Source organism: Stenotrophomonas sp. STEN030, assembly GCF_056759995.1.
The window spans coordinates 1-19,977 of the sequence record NZ_JBRREB010000010.1 but is presented as its reverse complement, the minus strand read 5'-3'; the positions used below and the strand labels follow the sequence as shown (position 1 = coordinate 19,977).

General features: G+C 58.8%; 16 protein-coding genes and 1 pseudogene. 11 read left to right on the top strand and 6 right to left on the bottom strand.

Annotated elements, in window-relative coordinates:
- Positions 1 to 63: 63 nt before the first annotated feature.
- The 3 genes from ACVOLR_RS05100 to ACVOLR_RS05090 are packed head-to-tail and all read left to right on the top strand — an operon-like array spanning position 64 to position 7,915.
- Positions 64 to 3,804, top strand: coding sequence for a phage tail protein (locus tag ACVOLR_RS05100; RefSeq protein WP_481535476.1), 3,741 nt, complete (start codon positions 64 to 66; stop codon positions 3,802 to 3,804).
- Positions 3,805 to 3,807: 3 nt separating this feature from the next.
- The gene (locus tag ACVOLR_RS05095) at positions 3,808 to 7,548 is read left to right on the top strand and encodes a hypothetical protein (RefSeq protein WP_481535475.1); all 3,741 of its coding nucleotides are present in this window, start codon (positions 3,808 to 3,810) and stop codon (positions 7,546 to 7,548) included.
- Between the two features lie 10 nt (positions 7,549 to 7,558).
- Positions 7,559 to 7,915 carry a hypothetical protein gene (locus ACVOLR_RS05090; protein ID WP_481535474.1) on the top strand — a complete coding sequence of 119 codons (357 nt, stop codon included), beginning with the start codon at positions 7,559 to 7,561 and terminating at the stop codon, positions 7,913 to 7,915.
- A 312-nt stretch (positions 7,916 to 8,227) separates the two neighbouring features.
- On the opposite strand, the gene ACVOLR_RS05085 is transcribed toward ACVOLR_RS05090, so the two are convergent.
- On the bottom strand, positions 8,228 to 8,590 hold the full coding sequence (locus tag ACVOLR_RS05085) for a hypothetical protein (protein ID WP_481535473.1): 363 nt from the start codon (positions 8,588 to 8,590) through the stop codon (positions 8,228 to 8,230).
- Positions 8,571 to 8,813: a hypothetical protein gene (locus tag ACVOLR_RS05080; RefSeq protein WP_481535472.1), complete on the bottom strand. Its 243-nt coding sequence runs from the start codon at positions 8,811 to 8,813 to the stop codon at positions 8,571 to 8,573. The genes ACVOLR_RS05085 and ACVOLR_RS05080 overlap by 20 nt, the downstream gene beginning before the upstream one ends.
- A gap of 53 nt (positions 8,814 to 8,866) precedes the next feature.
- Between ACVOLR_RS05080 and ACVOLR_RS05075 the strand changes: the two genes are divergently transcribed.
- The 4 genes and pseudogenes from ACVOLR_RS05075 to ACVOLR_RS05060 all read left to right on the top strand — a co-directional run bounded on the left by ACVOLR_RS05075 (position 8,867) and on the right by ACVOLR_RS05060 (position 13,722).
- Positions 8,867 to 9,811 carry an SOS response-associated peptidase family protein gene (locus ACVOLR_RS05075; protein ID WP_481535471.1) on the top strand — a complete coding sequence of 315 codons (945 nt, stop codon included), beginning with the start codon at positions 8,867 to 8,869 and terminating at the stop codon, positions 9,809 to 9,811.
- A gap of 1,008 nt (positions 9,812 to 10,819) precedes the next feature.
- Positions 10,820 to 11,179 carry a helix-turn-helix domain-containing protein gene (locus ACVOLR_RS05070; protein WP_481535470.1) on the top strand — a complete coding sequence of 120 codons (360 nt, stop codon included), beginning with the start codon at positions 10,820 to 10,822 and terminating at the stop codon, positions 11,177 to 11,179.
- 45 nt (positions 11,180 to 11,224) lie between these two features.
- Positions 11,225 to 11,734 carry an ImmA/IrrE family metallo-endopeptidase gene (locus tag ACVOLR_RS05065; protein WP_481535469.1) on the top strand — a complete coding sequence of 170 codons (510 nt, stop codon included), beginning with the start codon at positions 11,225 to 11,227 and terminating at the stop codon, positions 11,732 to 11,734.
- A gap of 880 nt (positions 11,735 to 12,614) precedes the next feature.
- Positions 12,615 to 13,722: pseudogene (locus tag ACVOLR_RS05060) on the top strand (IS3 family transposase).
- A 91-nt stretch (positions 13,723 to 13,813) separates the two neighbouring features.
- Here the strand turns inward: ACVOLR_RS05060 and ACVOLR_RS05055 are convergent.
- Positions 13,814 to 14,041, bottom strand: a complete 228-nt coding sequence (locus ACVOLR_RS05055) for a hypothetical protein (protein WP_481535468.1) — start codon at positions 14,039 to 14,041, stop codon at positions 13,814 to 13,816.
- A gap of 640 nt (positions 14,042 to 14,681) precedes the next feature.
- Between ACVOLR_RS05055 and ACVOLR_RS05050 the strand changes: the two genes are divergently transcribed.
- Positions 14,682 to 15,230: a DUF805 domain-containing protein gene (locus ACVOLR_RS05050; protein WP_481535467.1), complete on the top strand. Its 549-nt coding sequence runs from the start codon at positions 14,682 to 14,684 to the stop codon at positions 15,228 to 15,230.
- Between the two features lie 1,179 nt (positions 15,231 to 16,409).
- Complete coding sequence (locus ACVOLR_RS05045; RefSeq protein ID WP_481533313.1) at positions 16,410 to 16,550, top strand: hypothetical protein; 141 nt, start codon at positions 16,410 to 16,412, stop codon at positions 16,548 to 16,550.
- A gap of 54 nt (positions 16,551 to 16,604) precedes the next feature.
- Here ACVOLR_RS05045 and ACVOLR_RS05040 read toward each other — a convergent pair whose 3' ends face one another.
- Together ACVOLR_RS05040 and ACVOLR_RS05035 are read right to left on the bottom strand one after the other, a co-directional pair.
- On the bottom strand, positions 16,605 to 16,835 hold the full coding sequence (locus ACVOLR_RS05040) for a DUF1653 domain-containing protein (protein WP_481535555.1): 231 nt from the start codon (positions 16,833 to 16,835) through the stop codon (positions 16,605 to 16,607).
- A 242-nt stretch (positions 16,836 to 17,077) separates the two neighbouring features.
- Positions 17,078 to 17,386, bottom strand: a complete 309-nt coding sequence (locus tag ACVOLR_RS05035) for a hypothetical protein (RefSeq protein WP_481535466.1) — start codon at positions 17,384 to 17,386, stop codon at positions 17,078 to 17,080.
- Positions 17,387 to 17,679: 293 nt separating this feature from the next.
- Here ACVOLR_RS05035 and ACVOLR_RS05030 point away from each other — a divergent pair, with 293 nt between their 5' ends.
- Complete coding sequence (locus ACVOLR_RS05030; RefSeq protein ID WP_481535465.1) at positions 17,680 to 17,949, top strand: putative hemolysin; 270 nt, start codon at positions 17,680 to 17,682, stop codon at positions 17,947 to 17,949.
- Between the two features lie 129 nt (positions 17,950 to 18,078).
- Here ACVOLR_RS05030 and ACVOLR_RS05025 read toward each other — a convergent pair whose 3' ends face one another.
- Complete coding sequence (locus ACVOLR_RS05025) at positions 18,079 to 19,047, bottom strand: GlxA family transcriptional regulator (protein WP_481535464.1); 969 nt, start codon at positions 19,045 to 19,047, stop codon at positions 18,079 to 18,081.
- 12 nt (positions 19,048 to 19,059) lie between these two features.
- Here ACVOLR_RS05025 and ACVOLR_RS05020 point away from each other — a divergent pair, with 12 nt between their 5' ends.
- Positions 19,060 to 19,911 carry an MBL fold metallo-hydrolase gene (locus ACVOLR_RS05020; RefSeq protein WP_481535463.1) on the top strand — a complete coding sequence of 284 codons (852 nt, stop codon included), beginning with the start codon at positions 19,060 to 19,062 and terminating at the stop codon, positions 19,909 to 19,911.
- The last annotated feature ends 66 nt before the right edge of the window (positions 19,912 to 19,977 follow it).

Genomic DNA, 19,977 nt, shown 5'->3' with positions numbered 1-19,977 from the left:
GGAAAAAACTAGATTCAGCAATCACAGCCCCGCCAAGTGCGGGGCTTTTCTTTTGGAGAAGCCGTGAGCCTCTACACCCTGACCGTGGACCTTCTGATGAAGGTTGGCGCCTTCGAGCGCGACAGTGGCAAAGCCGCTCGCTTGTTTGGCCGTGACATGAAGCAGATGCAAGACGCGGCAAAGCGGACTGGTGTTGTGGTTGGCACAGCAATAGCCGCAGGGGTAACCGCGGCCTCGGTAGCCGTGTTCTCTTGGTCACGGGAAGTTGCCGTTGCAAGTCGCGAAATGGACAACTTCGCCGCCCTGTCCAAGTCGTCGTCGGCGGATTTTCAGCGGATGGCGGTTGGCGCCAACACTGCCGGGATAAGTGCCGAGAAGCTCGCCGACCAGCTCAAGGATTTCAACGAGAAGGTGGGCGAGTTCCGCGATACCGGCGGTGGCGGCATGAAGGACTTTTTCGACAACATTGCCCCAAGGATCGGGGTGACCAAGGATGCGTTCAAAGGCCTTTCCGGGCCGCAGGGGCTCCAGCTGTACTACAACAGTCTCGAGAAAGCGGGTCTCAGTCAGGAGCAGATGAGCTTCTACTTGGAGTCGATGGCTTCAGACGCCACCGCTTTGATTCCACTGCTGCGCAACGGCGGCGAAGGATTCAAGCGCTGGGGGGACGCCGCCCAGGCTGCCGGTGCCATCATCGATGCCAAGACCAGCAAGGCAATGGCTCGTCTAAGGGACGTGACCGTTGAAGCGGATCTAGCGTTCAAGGGCATCAAAGTCCAAGTTGCGGAAGGGGCGCTGCCTGCAATGCAGGACTTTGCCAACCTGGTCGCAGACCCAGCTTTCAGGAGCGGGCTCACCTCGATCACGGAAGGTGTCATTGGCGCCACGACAGGGATTCTTGGCTTAGCTTCGGCTGCCGGCAACGCCTATCAGAAGCTTCAAGAGCTGATGACACTCCAGGTGGGCGGCTATGGCAACGCTATGGGTGGGGAGAATATCGCTGCCCAGCGGCGAGAACTTGCTGCCGTCAGTGAGGAGCTGGCCAGCCGGCAATCGGCCTCCGGTGTCGCCGGCTCAATGGTGGCGCGCGCTGCAACCGCGCCGGCCCGAATTTTTGGCGGCCAGGGGATTGCAGGTAGCACGGATTCAGAGCTCCGGCGCAGGGCTGCGAAGCTTCGCGAGCAGATCGAGTTCAACGAGAACATTTTCGGTGACCCCGCGCAAATGCGTGTCTACATGTCTGACACGGACGCGATGCCGGATTCTTTCCTCAAGCCAAAGCCCGCCCCTAATGGTTTTGATGCTTCAGGAAAGGGCAAAGGCACCAGAAGCGGAAAGGAATCCAACGCCGCCGACAGCATGGAGCGCTACCGCCTGGAGGCCCAGCGCGCTGCAGCAGCGATGGATGGACCGGTGGCCGAGGCAATGGCCAAGCACCTGCAGCGAATGGATGAACTGAACACGGCAGTGGACGAAGGTAATCTCCTGCAAGCCGATGCCGGGGTCCTGATGGCAGAAAGCGCCTTGGGTTACGCCAAGGTTGCTGCTGAGGCGGAGCGGGCCGCGCAAGGGCCGAAAGAGCTTCTGAAGAGCATGGAGCAAGAGGTCCAACTTCTTGGGATGTCCGGGCAGGCACGGGAGCTGTACAGGCGGCAGATGCAGGCCGAGGCCGACATGCGCGATGTGATCGCCCGCGCCCAGGAGGCAGGTGTCACTTTCACCCAGGCCGAGATCGACGCACTGCATGAGCAGGCGCGGGCCTACGCTGGGCTAAGCATCAGCATGGAGGAAGCGCAGCGCGCCGCTGAGGACTGGCAGCGTGTGGCGATGAGCGCTGCTGGTGGTGTGGCTGATACCTTCTCTGGGCTTTTCGATGACTCAATCCGCGACTCGGAGGACTTCTTCGATTCTCTGAAGGATGTGTTCAAGCGCGGTTTGGCCGATATCGCCCGAACTGCGATTCAGCAAAAGTGGCTTGATCCGCTGCAGAAGCAGATGGAGCAGATCCTGTCGGGGCAGGGGTTTGCCGCGTCGGGTTCCAACTTTGGTGCGTTCGGCAGCATGTTCACTGGAACGGCGGGGGCCAATAGCACCACCGGCTCCGTGAATGGCCTGTTGTCGTTCGGCAACAACTTCGGTGCATTTACGGGCGGCACCACTGCAACGGCTGGCGCCACTTCGGCTGCTGGTGGGATCACAGGTGCGATGGGGGGAGTAATGGCCGGCGTGGCTGCATTCGCGCCATACGCGGCCCTGATCATGGCTGGTATGCAGATGGCCGACAGTGCATACAAGTCAGGGTTCGGGCTTGAGCACCAGAACAAGGGGGACATGCTCGTCCGCGCGAACCTCGCATCTGGCGGCCTGGCTACGCCGATGATGCTGGACTCGATGCTCACGGACTACACGCTGCGCGCGCTGGGCATCAGCGGGAAGACAGCCGCGGTGATTTCCGGCAGCTCATTGCTCGGCAAGGCCTTCGGGCGCAGTGCTCCGAAGATCACCGGGCAGGGCATTACTGGCACCTACGGGTTTGGGGGTCTCGATGGTCAGAGCTATGCGGACGTTAAGCAGAAGGGCGGCTGGTTCCGTTCTGACAAGAAATGGACGCAGTACGGCGCGATCGATTCGACCGTAGACCGCACATTCGATCAGGCTGCAAATCAGATCAAACGGGCAACTACCGGGCTTGCTGACAAGCTGGGTGTAGACCTGAGCCAGAAGCTTGCCGGCGTGAAGGTCAGTTTGGGCAAGATCCAGCTGTCTGCCGACAGCGAGGAAGCGCAGCGCCAGCTGGAGGCCTATCTGGCGCAGATGCAAGACACGCTGTGGACCGAGGCGGTAAAGGCGGCTGGCTTTGGCGGTCAGTTGGATGGGTACTTCGAGGCGGTTGACGTCTTCGGCGCGTTGAGCACGTCGATCGAGCTCGCTGCAGGGAATGCGGCGGACTTGGGTCGGGCGTTGAACACGCTGGAGATCCAGCGGGTCAACGAGGCCGTTGATTACTTTCAGGAGCTGGCCGACGTTGCAGGGACAGACCTTGCTACGCAGATCAGCAAGGTGACCGGGCTACTGACCGACTATTCGTCGCTGATGGCGGATGTGTCCACGCAGCTGATGACAGGGGATCTGTCTGCGTATCAGTCCCAAGCGCTGACCATCGAACGTACCTATCGGCAGCAGGTGAAGGCCGCCAACGACTACGCAAGGGCACTAGGGCTGTCCGGTGCGCGCGCTGAAGACCTGGCGAAGATCGAGGCGTTGCGTGCAACGAACATGGGCAAGCTGCAGGCCCAGATCGAGGCCGACAAGAAGAACCTCCTTGGGCAGCTAGCGATTTCAGATCTGTCGCCCCTGACTGACCAGCAGAAGCTTGATGAGTCGATGAAGCAGCTGGCCGACGCCGTGGCGGGCGGCAACACCTCGGCAGCGCAGGCGGCGGCGCAGGCTGCTCTTGGCTTTGGCAAAGACCTGTACGCGAGCGGCAAGGACTATAGCGGCCTGTACGCACAGGTCACAGGGATGATCGGTGGCATGAAGCTCGGCGATCTTGATCTTGAAGACGGTACGTCCATGGGCGAGCTGGCCGATGCAATCGAGGCCCTCCCGGATAGCTTAAGTCGCGACATTTTTGATGCGGCTGCAGGCCTGAGCAAAGAGCAGGCGCAAACCAACGCCGTCCTGCAGGAGCAGAACAACCTGCTCCTGCAGCAGAACCAGTATCTGCAGCAGATCGTGCAGGCCACCCAGTCAGCAGCAAGCACCGCTCAGCGCGAACAGATGAAAGCGCTCAACCAAAGGTAAGACATGCGCAACGTAACCCTTGTTGACCTGGGCGCGGGCCCGATCCCCGCCCAGACGCCTGCCCCTGTCCGTCAGGCAGCCTGGTTTCCGGTCGTGTACCAGGCAGCAGTTGTTCCTCCGGTGACGGACGCGGAAGTTACGCCGGTAGCAGACGGTGTTTTGCTTGAATGGCCTGCCGTCGAGTCTGGTGGGGCGCTTGTGACCTACATCATTGAGCGCGGCCCCACTGCGGCCGGCCCGTGGGAGGAGATCGCCCGCACGACCGAGACGCGGTATTTCTACAGCGATGGCAGCGGCCAGACATGGTTCTTCAGGATCACCCCCAGTGTCCGGGGCAAGCCTGGACTGGGTGACGTTGTCGTTGGCACGCCGGAGCTTGTCGCGCGCCAATCCGCCTTCGATCAGGAAGTGGCCGATCGGCTTCAGGGAGATCTGCAGAACGCTCAGGCGGTTGTGAATGAGGCCGCTGCTCGTGGGACGGCTATCGCGGCGGCTTCTGCCGCCGCTGCGCTTGATGCGACCACAAAGGCCAATGCCGCCCGCGACACTGCTATCGCTCATGCAGACGCCATCGGGGCACAGGTGGCAGACATTCTGGATGCCGATGAGTGGGTGACGACGAAAACCTACCCGAAGGGTGATCTGGTAAAGCGCAGCGGGAAGCTCTACAGAGCCCTCAGCGCGAACACGAACAAAGCCCCTGAGAGCAATACGGCCACTTGGCAGCTGGTCGGCAACTACACCTCATTGGGCGAAGCTGTAGCTGCGTCAGTGAGCATGGGCACGCAGAACACCAGCGATATCGCAGCGCAAGCAACACAGCTCAATGCGGTGACGGTGCGCATGCCGGCTGGTACTGGCGCGATTGCAACCGCTGCGAGCGTCAGCGATGAGGCATCGGCGCGTGCGTCTGGTGATAGCGCCCTGGGCGGTCGAACCAGCGTGATCGAAGCCAGGCTCCCGACAGGCTCAGACAAGCTGGCGAATGAAGCGAGGGTGGTAACTGCCGAAACAGCATCTGTCACCCGTGACAATGCCCTGGGCGGTCGAACCAGCGTGATCGAAGGTCGGCTCCCGACAGGCTCGGACAAGCTGGCCAATGAAGCAAGGGTGGTGGCCGCAGAATCAGCAGCTGCATCTGCGACTGGAGCGGTGTCATCGAGGCTCGGGGCGGTAGAAGCCCGTATGCCGGTGGGCAATGGTGGATTGGCCACAGCGGCCTCGGTGGAATCTACCAACAACAATGTTGGCATTCTGAACGGGACTGTTGTTGCCCAGGGCCAACAGATCTCGCAGAACACGGCTGCTATCGGCTCCACCCTCACATTGCTCAATCCATCGTTCGAGCTGGAGACCGGGTGGAACGGCTCGCCTTCTTCAAATGAAGACACGCTTCCAACAGGAATCACCTACGTTACAACGGACCCACATTCAGGTGTTCGCCATTTGCGTATCAATGGCGGTGGACAGGGTACCGTTTACAACAGGTCAAAACTGTACGTCGCCTCCGGCGACGATATAGATGTTTCCTTCTGGTGTGGATCGATGGGGGCTCCCAACCCTGACGGCTACATTCGTTTGTCGGTCTCCTGGAGAGATGCGTCTGGCGGTAGTCTAGGAGCCTTCGCTACGAGTGCGGCCCAGAACACCCCGGTGGGCCGATGGGCCAAAGTGGTCGGAAAGATGCCGCAACCACCGGCTGGTGCTGCTTACGGGATTCTGTACGTGCAAACCAGTCACACGGTTGGCGTGTGGGCTGTCGATGATGTGCAGGTTAGCCGGGTGGGCGCTACGCCAGCTGCTACTGCCCAAGGTCTCGTTGTACTGACCAATACAGTGACCCAGAACGGGCAGGATATCTCCGCAGTTTCAACGCGCGTTGGAACTGTCGAGGCACGTATGCCCGCTGGTGCAGGGGCGCTCTCCACTGCCGAGGCGACAGCAGCGGCGCAGACAGCGGCTGCCAATGCACTTTCTGCAGCCGGAGAGAAGGGAAAGGTGGTCTATGGTTCTTCGGCCCCAGCAGTTGCGGACCGGCTCTCGCAGAATCTCTGGATAGATACCACTAGCGGTGCCAATACCCCGAAGCGCTGGAACGGATCTGCTTGGGTTGCAGTGACCGACAAGGTAGCGACGGATGCAGCGGCTGCCGCCGCAGCGGCCTCGTCTGCCGCTGTGACGGTAAATGCTCGCGTTACCACGGTAGAACAGGCATCGGTCGAGCGCGACCTGGCGCTCGGTAGCAGGACGAGTACGATCGAAACCCGAATGCCAGACGGTACCGACAAGCTGGCAAACGAGGCGCGGGTGGTGGCTGCGGAGTCAGCCGCATCTTCCGCGACTGGGGCAGTAGCAACACAGCTTTCTCAAGTGAAGGTAACTGCTGACGACGCTGCAGCTTCTATCACAAACCTCTCGGAAGTAAGTGTTGTCAGTAATTCTATCGGCCTGGTTGATGGCGGATTCGAAACTGATAAGGGGTGGGGGCAATCAAGCACCGTAGACAAGCCGGCATATGCCCTGCCTTCGAGCGCGCAGTATAGAAATGACGTGTACCGCAGCGGCACTCGCTGCCTTCGATTCAATCCGGGCATCGCGGCGGCGGCGAGTGTCTTCAACAACTCGTGGCTGCGGGTTAAGGCCGGGCAGAAAATCCGCCTTACATATTGGGCAAGGACTACCGGATCTGCCCCCACCAATACCGGCTACATTCGTGTGAGCGTGCGCCTCTACAGAAACGATGGGACTAACCCATATGCTTTTGCGGGGGCATCGTTGCCGGTGACCTCCTTGACTGCCAGTTGGCGGAAAGTAACCGATGTCTACACCGTTCCGGACGGTGTTTTTATCACGCAGTTTGCACTGCAGTGCCTCAACGACAACTCCAACACGGCAGTGCTTGTTGACGATGTCTCTGTTGAACTGATCGGCGAAGAGGGTGAGATCGCAAGGGCCAAGGTCACTAACGTCCTTGATGTGAACGGGAACATCAGTGGCACAGTCAGCGAGAACGACGGCACGCGCAGCAGCTTCAGCATCCTTGCAAGCGCGTTCCGAGTCATCTCCAGCCTTACCGGCATGGGCATGGAATGGCTGGACGGATACCTGCGCATCTGGAAGGGCTCCGCGCAGTTGGTGCTGGGCCATTCGTTCGGCTCCGGTGACCTGGTCATGTGGTATGGGCCCAACGTGGGCGCAGCGAACTGCACTAAAGCCAATGGCCTGTTTCACCTTGACACAACAGGTGGCGGGTACTTCGGCGGGTCGCTATCCGCAGGCACATTGAAGAACGCGGTGCAGACCACGACGACGGTGACAACTGGCACTGAGTTGATCAATGGCCCGTTCGACACGAACGGAAACACTCGAAGTGTTGTTCTGAGCTTCACGCGGACCATGGCGTATGTCAGCAATGCTTTCGGATCGTCCGGTTTCACTGCCGGCGCTGGCGCGAACACCGCCACGATTCAGTTGTATCGAAAGATCGGCACGGCGGCGGAAGCGTTGTGGCAGACGCTGAACGTTTCAGGGTCAATCGACATACTGAACGAATTTGATGGTCCAGATCGTGCCAACTCACGATGGGGCGGAGCATTGACGGTGAACGACACATCCCCGGCTGGGCAGCAGGTGACATACAGGGCAGTGATCACTGGGTACACGTCGCAGGCTGTAACCCACCCCGGAACGATCAACTCGATCACTACCAGTCAGAACCTGGCGATCATCGCAACAGAACAATGAGGGATAAGAAATGCAGTCCGAAATGGAACTCAATGAATTTGGAGACGTTACGCGCGTCTACGATGAGAGCAACCGCGATGTCCTGTTCTGCAGGCGTGCCGAAATCTTCTTCACACCCAATGAGGACGGCACGCCGAGCACTGATGGGAAGGTGCTATGGCATACCCAGTGGTGGCACTACATTGGAAACGTGAAGCGCGCAGAGAGCCTGGGGCCGGTCATTGAGAACAGCATCGAGCAGGTATTGGGGGATAGCTACGAGGTTGGTGCGGCCGAGCCCTTGCCCGCATTGGTGATCGTTGCTGGTATCAAGGCCGCATACTCCTATCGGGCCGCGGCGCACTTTGGGATCAACCCGGGAAACTAGTTTGGGCTAAGTCAGCATCTGCGGACTTGTGTCAACGCCTGCTGTAACATCCAAGCAGGGCTTTAAGGGGGAGTGAGCTATGGCAATTTCGATAAGGAGCGTCTTCTTTGGTCTGGTGGCGGTATCACTGTCGGGGTGCACCACGTACAGCGAGCGTCAGCAGACTGCCCCATGGCACGTGGTTGCTAGCGATAAGTCGCTTAAGGACTATGAGTCTTGCATTTCGCCGCTGATGCGCGATGTTGACTCGAGTCTCACAACTGCCCCGGATGGGAGCTCTGTCGTTATAACGTTCCCAATTCAGAACGTTCGCTACATCTTGTCCACCGTTACGCTCAAGCCTGACGCAGGCGGGGTCAAGGCAGAGTTGCGTAGTTCTGGCCAGCGTGGGCCCGCCAAAAAGTTTGCCGCCATCATGGATGAGTGCAAATAGGGCCCGCATTTCAGGGATGATTTAGCCATCCCTTGCAAGGTGCCCTCGGGGTGCACGCCTAGTTTCACTAGCCAGGTGGCGACGAGCTCAATGATCGCAGTCTCGTCTTCTGGGTAATGGTCGATCAGGCGCTCTTCGACTTCATCGCAAATCCCCCAGAAGGTCTGCGACTCGCCGTGGTGGAGCAGGGCGTGGCTGATCTCGTTGAAGGCCAGCTTGTAATCAGCGTTCTGCTGGTTCATCAGGGTTGGTCGCTCGGATGCAGGCCATAGCCTCGATTACGTTACGGACTTGGTCGTGGAAATGGTCCAGGTCCTCGACCGCCACACGCGCTTCGATTACCTCAACTTCGCCAGCGACGATCTCGGCCAGGTCGCCGGCATGGGCGGTTTCAGCCTCGGGCTTGAGGCGGGTGGCCATGTCCTGAATCCAATGGTCCAGCTCTTCGCGGGTCATCTTGTCCATGCACGAATCCTATGCCTCGGGGGCGTTATGCTCGGGTCAACCGGAGGTGATGCGTGTGCTATTCAGCTCAAATCGAGGCCGACTACAAGAAGCTCCTGCTCCACTTAGGGCCGGTGATGTCGCTGGCGGATTTCACCAAGCTCTGGCTGAAGAACAATGGCAGCGAGCGGCACAAGGTGCCCAGGGGCATCGTCGAGACAGTTGGGCCCCTCCTTCCAGAAGATGCACAGCGAGCTTTTGCCGAGGGTTTTGCGTCGGACGAGCTGGAATGGCAGGCCGAGCTGTTCAAGCAGAAGAAGCGGCTGGCCGACAACGAGCGAAAGCTAACGGCCAAGTTCACGAAGACGGCAGAGAAAGAGGTCGGCATAGCCGGAAGAAAGATCGAGCAGTTGAAGGGCTGGCTGGATGACCTGCACCGGAAGCGACTCGGACCGCGCGATTGGGACTTCTTTCCACAGTGGTACGCGCCAGTCATGGTCCGAGAAGGCGACGGCTATGCGATCAAACCGATGCGCTACCAGCTGCGGAAGCCGGGTCTGCCGGCATCTTCCGACTTTGTGGGCGAGGGCAAGACGCGCAGGCTATCGGGGACGTACAACGCCCGCCGGGACAACCTGGAGCGGTACTGGCGCAAGCAGTTCGGCTACACGCATGGGCTGATGGTCGTGCACACGTTCATGGAGCACGTGCAGGACGAGCAGGGGGTAAACCACCGGCTTCGGTTTACGCCGAGAACCGGAGAGCCCATGTTCGTGGCGTGCTTGTGGGCCAACTGGGTTGACCCTGATGGCGTCGAGCCGGACATGCTCTGCTTTGCCGCGGTGACCGATGACCCGGAGCCCGAGGTGGCAGCCGCCGGCCATGATCGGACCATCATCAACATCAAGCCCGAGCACATCGAGGCCTGGCTCAACCCGGACCCGGCAGAACTGCAGGCGCTGTACGCGATCTTCGACGACAAGCGGCATCCGTTCTACGAGCACAAGATTGCGGCGTAAATGGCGGCTTGCTCAGTCCGGCTATGCTTCGGCTTGTTAGCTGGACCCAGCCGCCCTAAGATCAAGCTGTGCCAAAGGGGCTGCCCACCATGCGCTCCTTTGTGTGTAAGTCGTATAACCGGACCCAAGGGTCCGTCTATTAGGTAGTTAGGCCGCTATCAGGAGTTCTCGCAAGATGGAAAGGACGCAGGCAGACGCAATCGCACAAGCCATTCTGGCACCGGATCTAGACCGTCAAGAAGATACTCGGCAGAAGCGAGCAATTGAGGCAGCGTACCTTTCGCGCAAGCGCAAGGTTGCTTGGTTTGCTCTCATTGGCTCGGCCGTTGGTGCTGCAGTGGCATACCTAAGCGGAACGAGCTTCTCGGTCGGAGTGCTTTGGGGAGGGCTTGCTAGCTCCGCCTTAGGCTGGCTTCTCACACATCGGGCTGCGGCCTAACAGTTCATTCAAGCCGAACTGGCTTCGTCAAGCGTTGGCGTGCGGGCAGCTGATTACCTATCCCAGCCCGTGAGACGGCCCGGCCCCATGCTGGGCCATGCTCCCAACCCCCTATCGCTGGCTCGACAACCCTGATACGTGCTTCCTCTGCTTCAACTACGGGACCGTGGCGGTCTTGGAACTGAAGGAGGGGAAGGTGGCCGGTCGCGTCCACTGGCAAGGCCGGTCCTTCTGGCTCACGGCCGGTTCCTACCTCCAGCGCAAGATGTGGGTGGAACGGCGGATAGCGGCGAACGGCAACGAGTGGCCCTGCCAACGGGTGCTCCTCCTGCTTTTTGGCCCCTCACCATATCTTGTGTTGACGTTGATACAGGGAGGTATATGTTGTGTCCCGCTAGCGGACTAGTCCGGATGGGTCCCTGGCAATTTTTTTGCCAAACAATTCAACCTGATGGTTGAATTTGGATTCTGGTTGTGGTGTAATACTTTCGCTGGATTGTCCAGCGAAGTTAGAAGGGTTCCCATGTACATGTTCGAGGCACGTATCGGTTCGCAGGGAGGAGACGGCCATGTTGACTGAGTTTGGCAAGGCGCTTCGCAAGCTGCGGATAGATTACAGCCTCACGCTTGGTGGGCTCGGGGAGCTGCTCGGGGTGAGTGCTGCGTACCTGTCTGCAGTTGAGACTGGCCGCAAGCCCGTTCCGTCAACACTTCTGCCGAAATTGCAGAGTCATCTGCAATTGGGGGAGGCGGACGTTAAGGGCTTGGAAGTCGCGGCCGCAAAGCAAATGAATGAAGTGGTTGTGGGGCTAGGCAACCATAGGACTGATCGGGCAAAGGAATTGGCTGTCGCTTTCGCACGGAGATTCGAGACCATGAATGCTGAGGAGGTGGAGAAAATGTTGGCACAACTAGATCGACTTAAATGATAAGGAACAAGGCTTATGAGTGGTTATTGCTTCCAAGTCCCACCCTTGAGCATCGACAAGATCACCGCGTCAGCTGATCTTTTCCGCCGCTCACTGGGGGTGACCACGGATCGCTTTCCCTTGGTGGAAGTGGTTGAGCATGCGATTCCTGCCCTTTGGGATGATTTCACCCTAGAGGTCCGAGAAGAAGCGGAGATGGGCAGTGCGCATGGGCTCACCTTTCCAGAGAGCGCGGAGATCTGGTTGCGAGCTGACGTGTATCAGGGTGTCCTGGAGGAGCAGGGGCGAGACCGGTTTACGCTAGCTCACGAATTGGGGCACTTGTTGCTGCATAACGGAATTGGGATGGCGCGCAGCATGAAGATGCCAAGTGAACTCAAGCCTTATGAGAATTCTGAGTGGCAGGCGAACACGTTCGCGGGCGCGTTGTTGATACCGGTCGCGGTCGCGCAACGGCTTCGATCAGAGTTTGAATTGGCAGACGCTTGCGGGGTGAGCTTTGATGCAGCTCGTGTTCGCCTTGCTGGATTGCGCCGTAGGGGGCAAATCCGCTAAAAAAAACGCGAACCAAAGGATGGTTCGCGTGTGTATTCGGTGGGAGTGGAGCCCTCACCAATTTCTTGCTTGACTCAGCTAACCGGGGATTCTAACTACATCCGGACTGTCTGGCAAGAACAAAATCTGGCTCCAAAAGGAGGTGTTATGCCAGATGCAAAGTCATCCGGCCCCAAAGGGGTTCCGTTGGGTGTACTGCCGCTATCGCCGAGTGCGTAATTCGACGCGAGTGTTGGACGCCCACGACTACGGTCATGAAGCTTGGCGCTTCTTGGTCCGCTGTTGAGGAATTGAGTAGTTAGGAACTGGGGAAGGGGGCGGAAAACCGCCCCCAAGTCGTGTCTGGGTGTTCGATCGGGGATATGTCGAATCGACATTCGGGGGTTGACGCTGCCTAGCTGGCTTAGAAGTGGCAATTTGCGGCACTCGGGCGGCAAGCGAGGCGAGGATGTTGAGCTAAGCGCTGTAGTAGCGCGAGTGCACCCTACCGCAGCGTAAGTCTTTGATATGCATGGGCCCTGCGGGGCCAATATTGTCCGAGTGCGCACCCCATCATTTCCCCGCAATTCCAATGGCTTAGGTGGAACATCGCCGATGCCTGGGGGGCAGAGGGTCGTCGGTTCAAATCCGGCCGTCCCGACCAATTACTGATTTAAGAACAAGGGCTTACGGCATTCGTCGTGAGCCCTTTTTCGTTGTGCACCCTATTCTCACCCTTAGGTGTTCGGTGGCATTGCTCTATCGAGGTGTAACTTAACGCGAGGACGAGCTTTTTTTTTTGGGGGGGGCAGTTGTGCCCCAATGGAAATGTCGCCTGCCCGAAAACTTGATCCAGGCATTCTTGGAGGTCTCAAGGCAACCAGCCCCAAGGAGACCACTGATGCGCAAGAGTAAATTCACCGAGAGTCAGATCGTTACGATGTTGAAGCAGGTTGAGGCTGGAAGGCAGGTCAAGGATGTCTGCCGCGAGCTTGGCATTTCCGATGCGACTTCCTACGTCTGGAGATCCAAGTAAAGCGGCATGGAAACTTCGGGCGTGCAGCGGTTGCGCGACATTGAAGCCAAGTACGCAAAGCTCAAGCCGATGTACGCCGAACCGGCGATGGAGAATCATGCGCTGAAGGATCTGATTGCAAAATCACTTTAGGCCCGGCGCATAAGCTCTCGCTCTTGGCCTGGCGGCAGGACCGCCACGTCTGGAGCGAACGCAGGGCCTGTGCGGGATAGGGATGCCACAATCGACGGCACGTTACCGCCATCGACCGGATCGGGACGAAGAGATGATCGCGTTATTGGCCGAGCTCTCTGAGCGGTTTCTGGAACGTGGCTTCGGCAAGCTGTAACAATTTGTTCGTCGCCGCGGTTTGGTCTTGAATCACAAGCGTGCCTGACGTATGTACTGTCTGATGAAGCTCAATCAGCGTCGGCGAGGGAAGAGGCGTCTTCCAAACCGACACCCGATGCCGTTGGTGGCCGGTAAGCAGATCAACGGCAGCTGGTCGATCGACTTCATGTCCGAAGCGCTTTGGGATCGGCGACGGTTCCGTACATTCAAACTAATTGACGATTTCAGCCGCGAGGCTTTGGCCATCGAAGTTGATCTGAATTTACCGGCTACTTCGGTCATCCGCACTTTGAAACGAATTGCGGCGTGGCGCGGCTATCCCGCAAAGCTCCGCCTGGGCAATGGCCCTGAATTCATCGCCTTGACGTTGGCGGAATGGGCCAAGCGCAAGAACACCGCGCTGGATCTCATCGAGCCAGGATAGCCGATGCAGAACGGTTACATCGAACGCTTCAATGGTAGCTTCCGGCGTGGCGTGCTGGATATGCACGTCTTTCGCAATGTCGGGGAAGTACCCGAACAGCCAGAGCAGTGGTTGGCCGATTACAACACCGAGATACCTCACGACAGCCTCGGCGGACTGACGCCTGCCGGATTTCGCCAGTATCAAGAAACGAAAACCTCTAATTTAGCCTGGCATTGAAATACGGGGGGGTCGACAATGTTTCTTGAGTCACGGGCTTTCCGCGAGCATTGGAATAGAAAAGCCCGGAATATTAATCCGGGCTTTTTGATTACAAGGCTTCGTTTATTTTGGTTATGAAGCCCGCAAATTGGCAGTTAGTCCCTCCGCCAATAGTATTTCTGCAATTATACTTTGCATACACATGGTAAGGGCTTGCAGCCGATCCGCTCACTTTTCTAAATTCTGTCCAAGTGTAGTCGTCGGAAGATAACGCAGTGCCGGAAAACGCCCCGAGAGCTATTGTAGAAACTAAAATAAATGCAAATTTCTTCTTCATCATCAAATTTCCTTTTGTGATTGAAGTCGGACTTCACGTCGCCGCCAGACTAGATATCAGTTATCCCTGATTCGCAACTGGAGCGAGCTCAGACTATCTTGAAGTGATCAAGGAAAGCAATTCTAGGTAAGTAATTAACACTTTTTCTACGAACACAATCTCGATGCATAGCGTTTTAGCATCCGCGGGACTTCCTGCGCCGCGCCATTCAACAGGGAGCTACTGTTTCTTGGGGTCAGTGCAGATGCTTGGGGGCAGAAAAGGGTCGCGGGTTCAAATCCGGCGGTCCCGACCACTACTACAACACGTACAAGGGCTTGCGCTTCATTGCGCAGGCCCTTTTTCGTGGTGGTTGCCAGGTGTCCGCTACTTCGTGATGAGGCACGAGGCACTGGCTGGATGCATTGGAACAGTGATTGGCCGCGACCAGTTCTCGGGGTATCCCCTGCAGGCTGTCCTCAGGATGACTCCCCCAATGCATGAATCCTGGGTGCGCAGGGCGCTATGCTCAGGCCAGATATGGGGCCGCCAGTGTCGGGCCGGGTTCGTGTCCTGCCCGTGTCGGGCTGATGTCGTTACCCGCGACCGGGAGCGTCGGGATGATGTTGGTGAGCCAAACAACTGATTCAAGGAATCTTTCATGCACATCAACAGCGCCCGACTTCGCGAGCTCCGCACTGGCCGGCAATGGTCGCAGGAGCAGTTGGCCAATCTGAGCGGTTTGAACCTGAGGACCATCCAGCGGCTGGAATCAGGCGCGAAGATCTCGACCGAATCCTTGCGGGCATTGGCTGCGGTCTTCGAGGTGCCTGCCGAAAGCCTGCTGACCGGCAATCCGTCCCCCAGTCAGCCAGCGCTGGAGGCAATGCGCGACGGCGTGCTGCGCGGTCTGGAGTTCACCGGCACGACCCCGCGGGCGGATTTCTGGTGGTTTGCCCTGGCTGTTGCGATGGTGCTTGCCTTCGCCCAGCTTTTCGCCGAGGCCATTGGCCAATGGGCGCTGGAAATTACCTCCCTGCTGGTGTTGCTACCCTGGATTGCGGCCTGCACCCGGCGCCTGCGTGACGCTGGTTTGAACCCGTGGTGGCAGCTGATCAGTTTGGCGCCGGTAGGTGGCATCCTGGTGCTGCTCTATCTGCTTACCTATCCGACCAAGGCGAAGGAGCCGGCCGAGGTGGCTACGGGATGAGCAAGGGGGCCCGATAGGCTGGGGCATGTCTGGATTTGGGTGCGACGTGCATCCAGTGGTGATCCGTCACCTCGTAGCTCGACCCTGCAACCCGGAGGTCGGGCCGTCTCAAGCGGGGCGAGGGACGATACGACGCGGCGCGGATAATCGGTAAGGCCGGTATAACCGATATAGGAATCCTGCTATTGGGTGTTTAGTCCTATGCGAGTACTTCTGATACTCCTTCTATTCGTAGTCGCTGTTCCAGAGGGGCTGGCGAAATGCGAGTCTCGCTTCTATGTCATTTCTGGCTCCGTCGTCGATGCGAGTGGTGCGCCATTAGCTGGAGCCATTGTGGGCGCCTCTTGGCTGCAGAATTCGCAAGCTTACGGACCAGCTCTGACACTCACTGATCAGAATGGCCTGTACTCGCTACCCATCAGGTTCGACACTGGTTCGGGCTACTCGTTGTGGGGCGACAAGTGCAAAGGAGTCCTTCGCCAGTTCTCTCTTTCGGCGTACACACTTACTGAGAGATCAGTCCCAACTCCAGTCCCTGTTGGGCAGGGTTCGAGAATCGAGGCACCCCGCATCCAGATCAGCCGCCCGATCGAGCGAGAGCCACTCTGGCCGGATGAGTCCAGGGCTGATTAGTCATTCAAGCCGGCATCACTTGGTTGAGGGCGTTGCTGTCTCAGATCCCAGCCTATGAGACGCCATGCTGGGCCATGCTTCCAGACAACTTCAAATGGGCGAAGGTCGCAGACTTCGAGAGCCGGCTGACGGCGATTTACGTCAACGAGATTGCCGTATCCCGATTGGTCGAGCGGCTGGACGGATCGTGGTTCGTGAATCTCGCTTACCACCTGCCCCCACCTGGCGGAGCGGTGCTGCATCCGCCGCGCAGCTGCCGGAGCTACGAGACGGGCAAGGCGGGATGCGAGGAATGGGCGCGACGGAATGAGCGCAGATTACGAGCTGAGACGGCAGAGATTGCGTTCAAGAAGTGGGGACATCGGTAGCGTCGGCTGTCTTCGGACTTGGGACTACGTTGCTTGTTTGTTCTTGCAGCACCTCACTTTGCTCAGACCCTGGTGGGGTACGTCAAGACGGTGCAATGCTGCTCAGTGGGGTTTAGGATCACAGCCCCAAAGGGCGGCCGTGCTTGATCGCCCGACGTCTGACGTAATGAGGCTGCAAATGAATTATCCCGGTAAGCCATCCGCCCTGTGGCGCGTTCTGGAATTTCTCTTCGGCGGCAACATGATCGAAGGAACGGTGAAGACAGCGCTCTGGGTTTTGGCGATGGTCGGTCTTCTGAGCTGGTTGTCCTGCCGGTAACGCCATCAGCCGGCCGCGGCGGCGAGGGTGCTGCTAGTTGCTACTACGCGGGTATCAGCCCTGGTAGGCAAACCTCGGCTGAGACACGCCTTCGACAGTCACTTGCTCCACGAACATCGCATAGGGTCGGGCCCACACGCCCAGGTCGCCATACAAGGGCTTGTAGAGCACCAGCGCTTCCAATGTTTCGCTGCTCCGGGCGAGGCCGATGACTTCGTATTCGCCGCCTTTGAAGTGGCGATAGCGTCCAAGCGCGAGACTGGGAAGAGGCGGAAGGTCGGACATTGAAGATTTCTCTGTCGGGTAGGGCGGCGGATCGTAGCAGCCGGAAGAAAGGGCGGCCTGCGCACTGAAATTGAGGCCGATGCCGATCCGTGGCGAGAGGCGCACATTGGCACAAGCATGCTTGTGCCGGTCAAATCCCGAAGAACAGTGGAAGCGTCGCCTCAACGCATTGACGTAAACCTGTCGCTGATTTCTGTTCAGGGCAGGCGCCGCCAAGAGTGACAGGTAACTGGTTTCTATCCTCAGGGCTTGCCCAGGTAGCCTTCCAGGACTTGCCTGGCCAGCGTCAGGTTGGCCACGATGCTGGGGCCGAGAAGAGCTCGTGTGGCTGGGCCATTGGTGAGGCTCAAGCCGCGAATATCGAGAGACTGCCTGATGCGCTTGCCCACGAATCTCTCCAATATTGGAGATGCAGGCAATGAGGCGCGGATCTGACGCATCTCGATGATCGCCTCGCGCCAGGCTTTTTCATCCGGGGTGGCTGAAGAGAAGACGGTGATAAGCCTGTCCAAGGTGTTCAACATGTCGTGAAGCAGCTCGTCTTTGGCCACGTTCCTCTCCTTCTACAAAGGGAGGATTTTACTGGCTGTCGGATGGGCATTCAAACCTGCCGGTGTGGCGCAATGCTTCCGTTAACGCTGTTGTGGGCATGGGCTGTTGGCGTGCAGGGTCGCTCGGCAACCTGGGTTTCTGGCAGCCTCGCTAAAGTCGTTGAGGGTGCGTGCAATGCGCGCGCGATGCTTTGAATGCGGCGGTCCGATGCGTTGGCTGGTAGGCCGCAAGGTCATCACAATCTTTTGCTGGTCTGTGGCTGAAAATAGGGCAATGGCTTCGGAGAGCACCAATGAAATCCCTAGTACTTTGTATGGCTGCTTTGTCGTTGATTGGCTTGGTTGCGGCCTGCGCGCCGAAAAATGACGCAAAGACCGATCCCGGCCAGCGGCGCGTAGGCATGGCCAATCCCGCATCCGAGTATTGCGTGAAGAAGGGCGGCAAGGTCGAGATCAAGAAGAACAGTGAAGGCGGCGAGTACGGCATCTGCCACCTTGCCGATGGCACCCAGATCGAAGAATGGGAGCTGTTCCGGCGCGATAACGCAGCTGGCACCAAATAAGGGTGCTGGCTGTCTGGCTTGGATGGCCGCCAACGTCCGTGCGTATCGTGTTTAAACGACGAACAGGATGAGCGAAGCCCAGTCGTGCGTGATGCGATGTAGTGCCGAGCCATGCTCGGCTCGGTGACATCATTCGCGCGAAAATCGTTGTCGATACTGCATGGGCGTGAGCCGGGTCAGCTCCTTGAACATGCGCTGCAGGTTCGAGTCGCTGCTGAAACCAAGTTCGTTGCTGATTGTTGAAAGCGGCGCCGAGGTCAGCGTCAGGCGCTCGGCTACCTGCGCCAGTTTGATGCGGCGCGAGTACGTTGCGGCGGCGTAACCAGTTTCATACTTCACCTTGCGCGCAAGCGTGCGGCCGGACATGCCCAGCAGTTCCGCGAGCTTGTCCACGGTCAATTGATCCGCGGGCAATGCTTCAACCGATTTGTGTAGCTTGCGCAGCAAGCCGCTGGGTTGTTGGATGAGGCTCAGCGCCTGGAAGGCATCGTGTGTTTGCGCCGGCCTTGGTAGCACCATCAGCTTGACCAGATCCTGCAGGATGGCTGGGCTGACTGTCTGTTCGATCAGATTCTGGGCAATCGGCAGGTAGCCGCTGACGCCGCTTGCGGTGGCATGTCGTGCCGCATAGATGCAGGTGTTCTCTGCCTGCCAGCGTATCTTCGGATGGCATTTGCGCAGGTTGTCGAGCAGCCACCAGGTCGCGGTGGCTGCTTGCCCGTCCAAGCGCCCACTGGCTGCAGCGAGGCTGACGCCTACGCAGTAGCTCCATAGTCGGGAGCGTTTTGGAAGCTGCGACAGCGCCCGTATGAGTGCAGCGTTGTTCCGCAGCGTGGCTTCCACCTCGGCTGCGGATTCGGCCCAGAACCCGGGTACGAGCAAGGCATCGAAAGACTGGCCGTCGATGCTGTAATGGGCATGCATTTCCAGACCTTGGCTGCAGCTTACCGGCCCGGCTTTCAAGCCGACGAAGCTGGTTTGGAACAGCGGCTTGCCGGTACGACGATTGGCTGCATGCAGCAGGTCGGCAAAGCCAAGCAGGCCTGCGGGCATGCAGCCGGGATAGAGCAGGAGGCCGATCTGGCAGGTTTTTGGCATGGCCGTTATTGAATGGAATATGGCATTTCTTGCCATTATCAGACAGGCCGCACCGGCTCACCATGGGGACCTCTTTCCGACGGCCAAACCATGAAAATCCAGCAGCTCCGCAATGCCACGATCATTGTCGAAATCGGTCCTCATCGGATCCTGGTCGATCCGATGCTGGCAGGCAGGGCGACGTTGCCGCCGCTGCGCCTGTTTGCCGGTCTGCAGCGCAACCCGCTGGTGGATCTGCCAGCGGAAGCCGAGCCGTCGCTGCAGTCGGTTACCCATTGCCTGATCACCCACTGTCAGAAGGGCCACTTCGATCATCTAGACCGTGCGGGCAAACGCTGGTTGCGTGAGCGCCGCATTCCGGTGATCTGCACGCCGCATGATGCTGGGCATCTGGCGACGCGCGGCTTGAACGTGCAGCCATTGCCTGAGACGCATGAACTCGGCAGTCCTTTTCTGGGCGGGAGCATTCGTACCGTGCGCTGCACCCATGGCCGCGGTGTGATCGGGCGCTTCATGGAGCACGGCGTGGGCTATCTGATTGAGATCCCCGGCGAGCCTAGTCTGTATCTGTCTGGTGATACCGTGCTTACGCCCGCCGTCGAAGACTTTGTGCGCAGGCATCAGCCGGATGTCTGTGTCATTCCAGCCGGCGGCGCGCGGTTTGATCTCGGTGGAGAGATCATCATGGGCCTGGATGAGGCGCTGGCGTTTGCGCGCCTTGCAGAAGGCGTTGTTGTTGCCAACCATCTTGAGGCGTTGAGCCATTGTCCGGTGAGTCGGCGGGCGTTGGCGCTGGCTTCGCGGGAAGCAGGGCTGGCGGATCGCCTGCGGGTTCCCGCTGATGGTGAGGTGCTTGAGTTCTGAGCAGATGTAGTGCCGAGCCATGCTCGGCATGGGGCGTTCCCGGTAAAGCCTCATGCCGAGCATGGC

Coding starts and splice junctions, on each gene's coding strand:
- ACVOLR_RS05085 (WP_481535473.1), bottom strand. CDS start 8,590: ATGAACCAGCAGAACGCTGATTACAAGCTGGCCTTCAACGAGATCAGC.
- ACVOLR_RS05095 (WP_481535475.1), top strand. CDS start 3,808: ATGCGCAACGTAACCCTTGTTGACCTGGGCGCGGGCCCGATCCCCGCC.
- ACVOLR_RS05050 (WP_481535467.1), top strand. CDS start 14,682: ATGCACATCAACAGCGCCCGACTTCGCGAGCTCCGCACTGGCCGGCAA.
- ACVOLR_RS05030 (WP_481535465.1), top strand. CDS start 17,680: ATGAAATCCCTAGTACTTTGTATGGCTGCTTTGTCGTTGATTGGCTTG.
- ACVOLR_RS05025 (WP_481535464.1), bottom strand. CDS start 19,047: ATGCCAAAAACCTGCCAGATCGGCCTCCTGCTCTATCCCGGCTGCATG.
- ACVOLR_RS05020 (WP_481535463.1), top strand. CDS start 19,060: ATGGAATATGGCATTTCTTGCCATTATCAGACAGGCCGCACCGGCTCA.
- ACVOLR_RS05070 (WP_481535470.1), top strand. CDS start 10,820: ATGTTGACTGAGTTTGGCAAGGCGCTTCGCAAGCTGCGGATAGATTAC.
- ACVOLR_RS05040 (WP_481535555.1), bottom strand. CDS start 16,835: ATGTCCGACCTTCCGCCTCTTCCCAGTCTCGCGCTTGGACGCTATCGC.
- ACVOLR_RS05080 (WP_481535472.1), bottom strand. CDS start 8,813: ATGGACAAGATGACCCGCGAAGAGCTGGACCATTGGATTCAGGACATG.
- ACVOLR_RS05055 (WP_481535468.1), bottom strand. CDS start 14,041: ATGAAGAAGAAATTTGCATTTATTTTAGTTTCTACAATAGCTCTCGGG.
- ACVOLR_RS05045 (WP_481533313.1), top strand. CDS start 16,410: ATGAATTATCCCGGTAAGCCATCCGCCCTGTGGCGCGTTCTGGAATTT.
- ACVOLR_RS05090 (WP_481535474.1), top strand. CDS start 7,559: ATGCAGTCCGAAATGGAACTCAATGAATTTGGAGACGTTACGCGCGTC.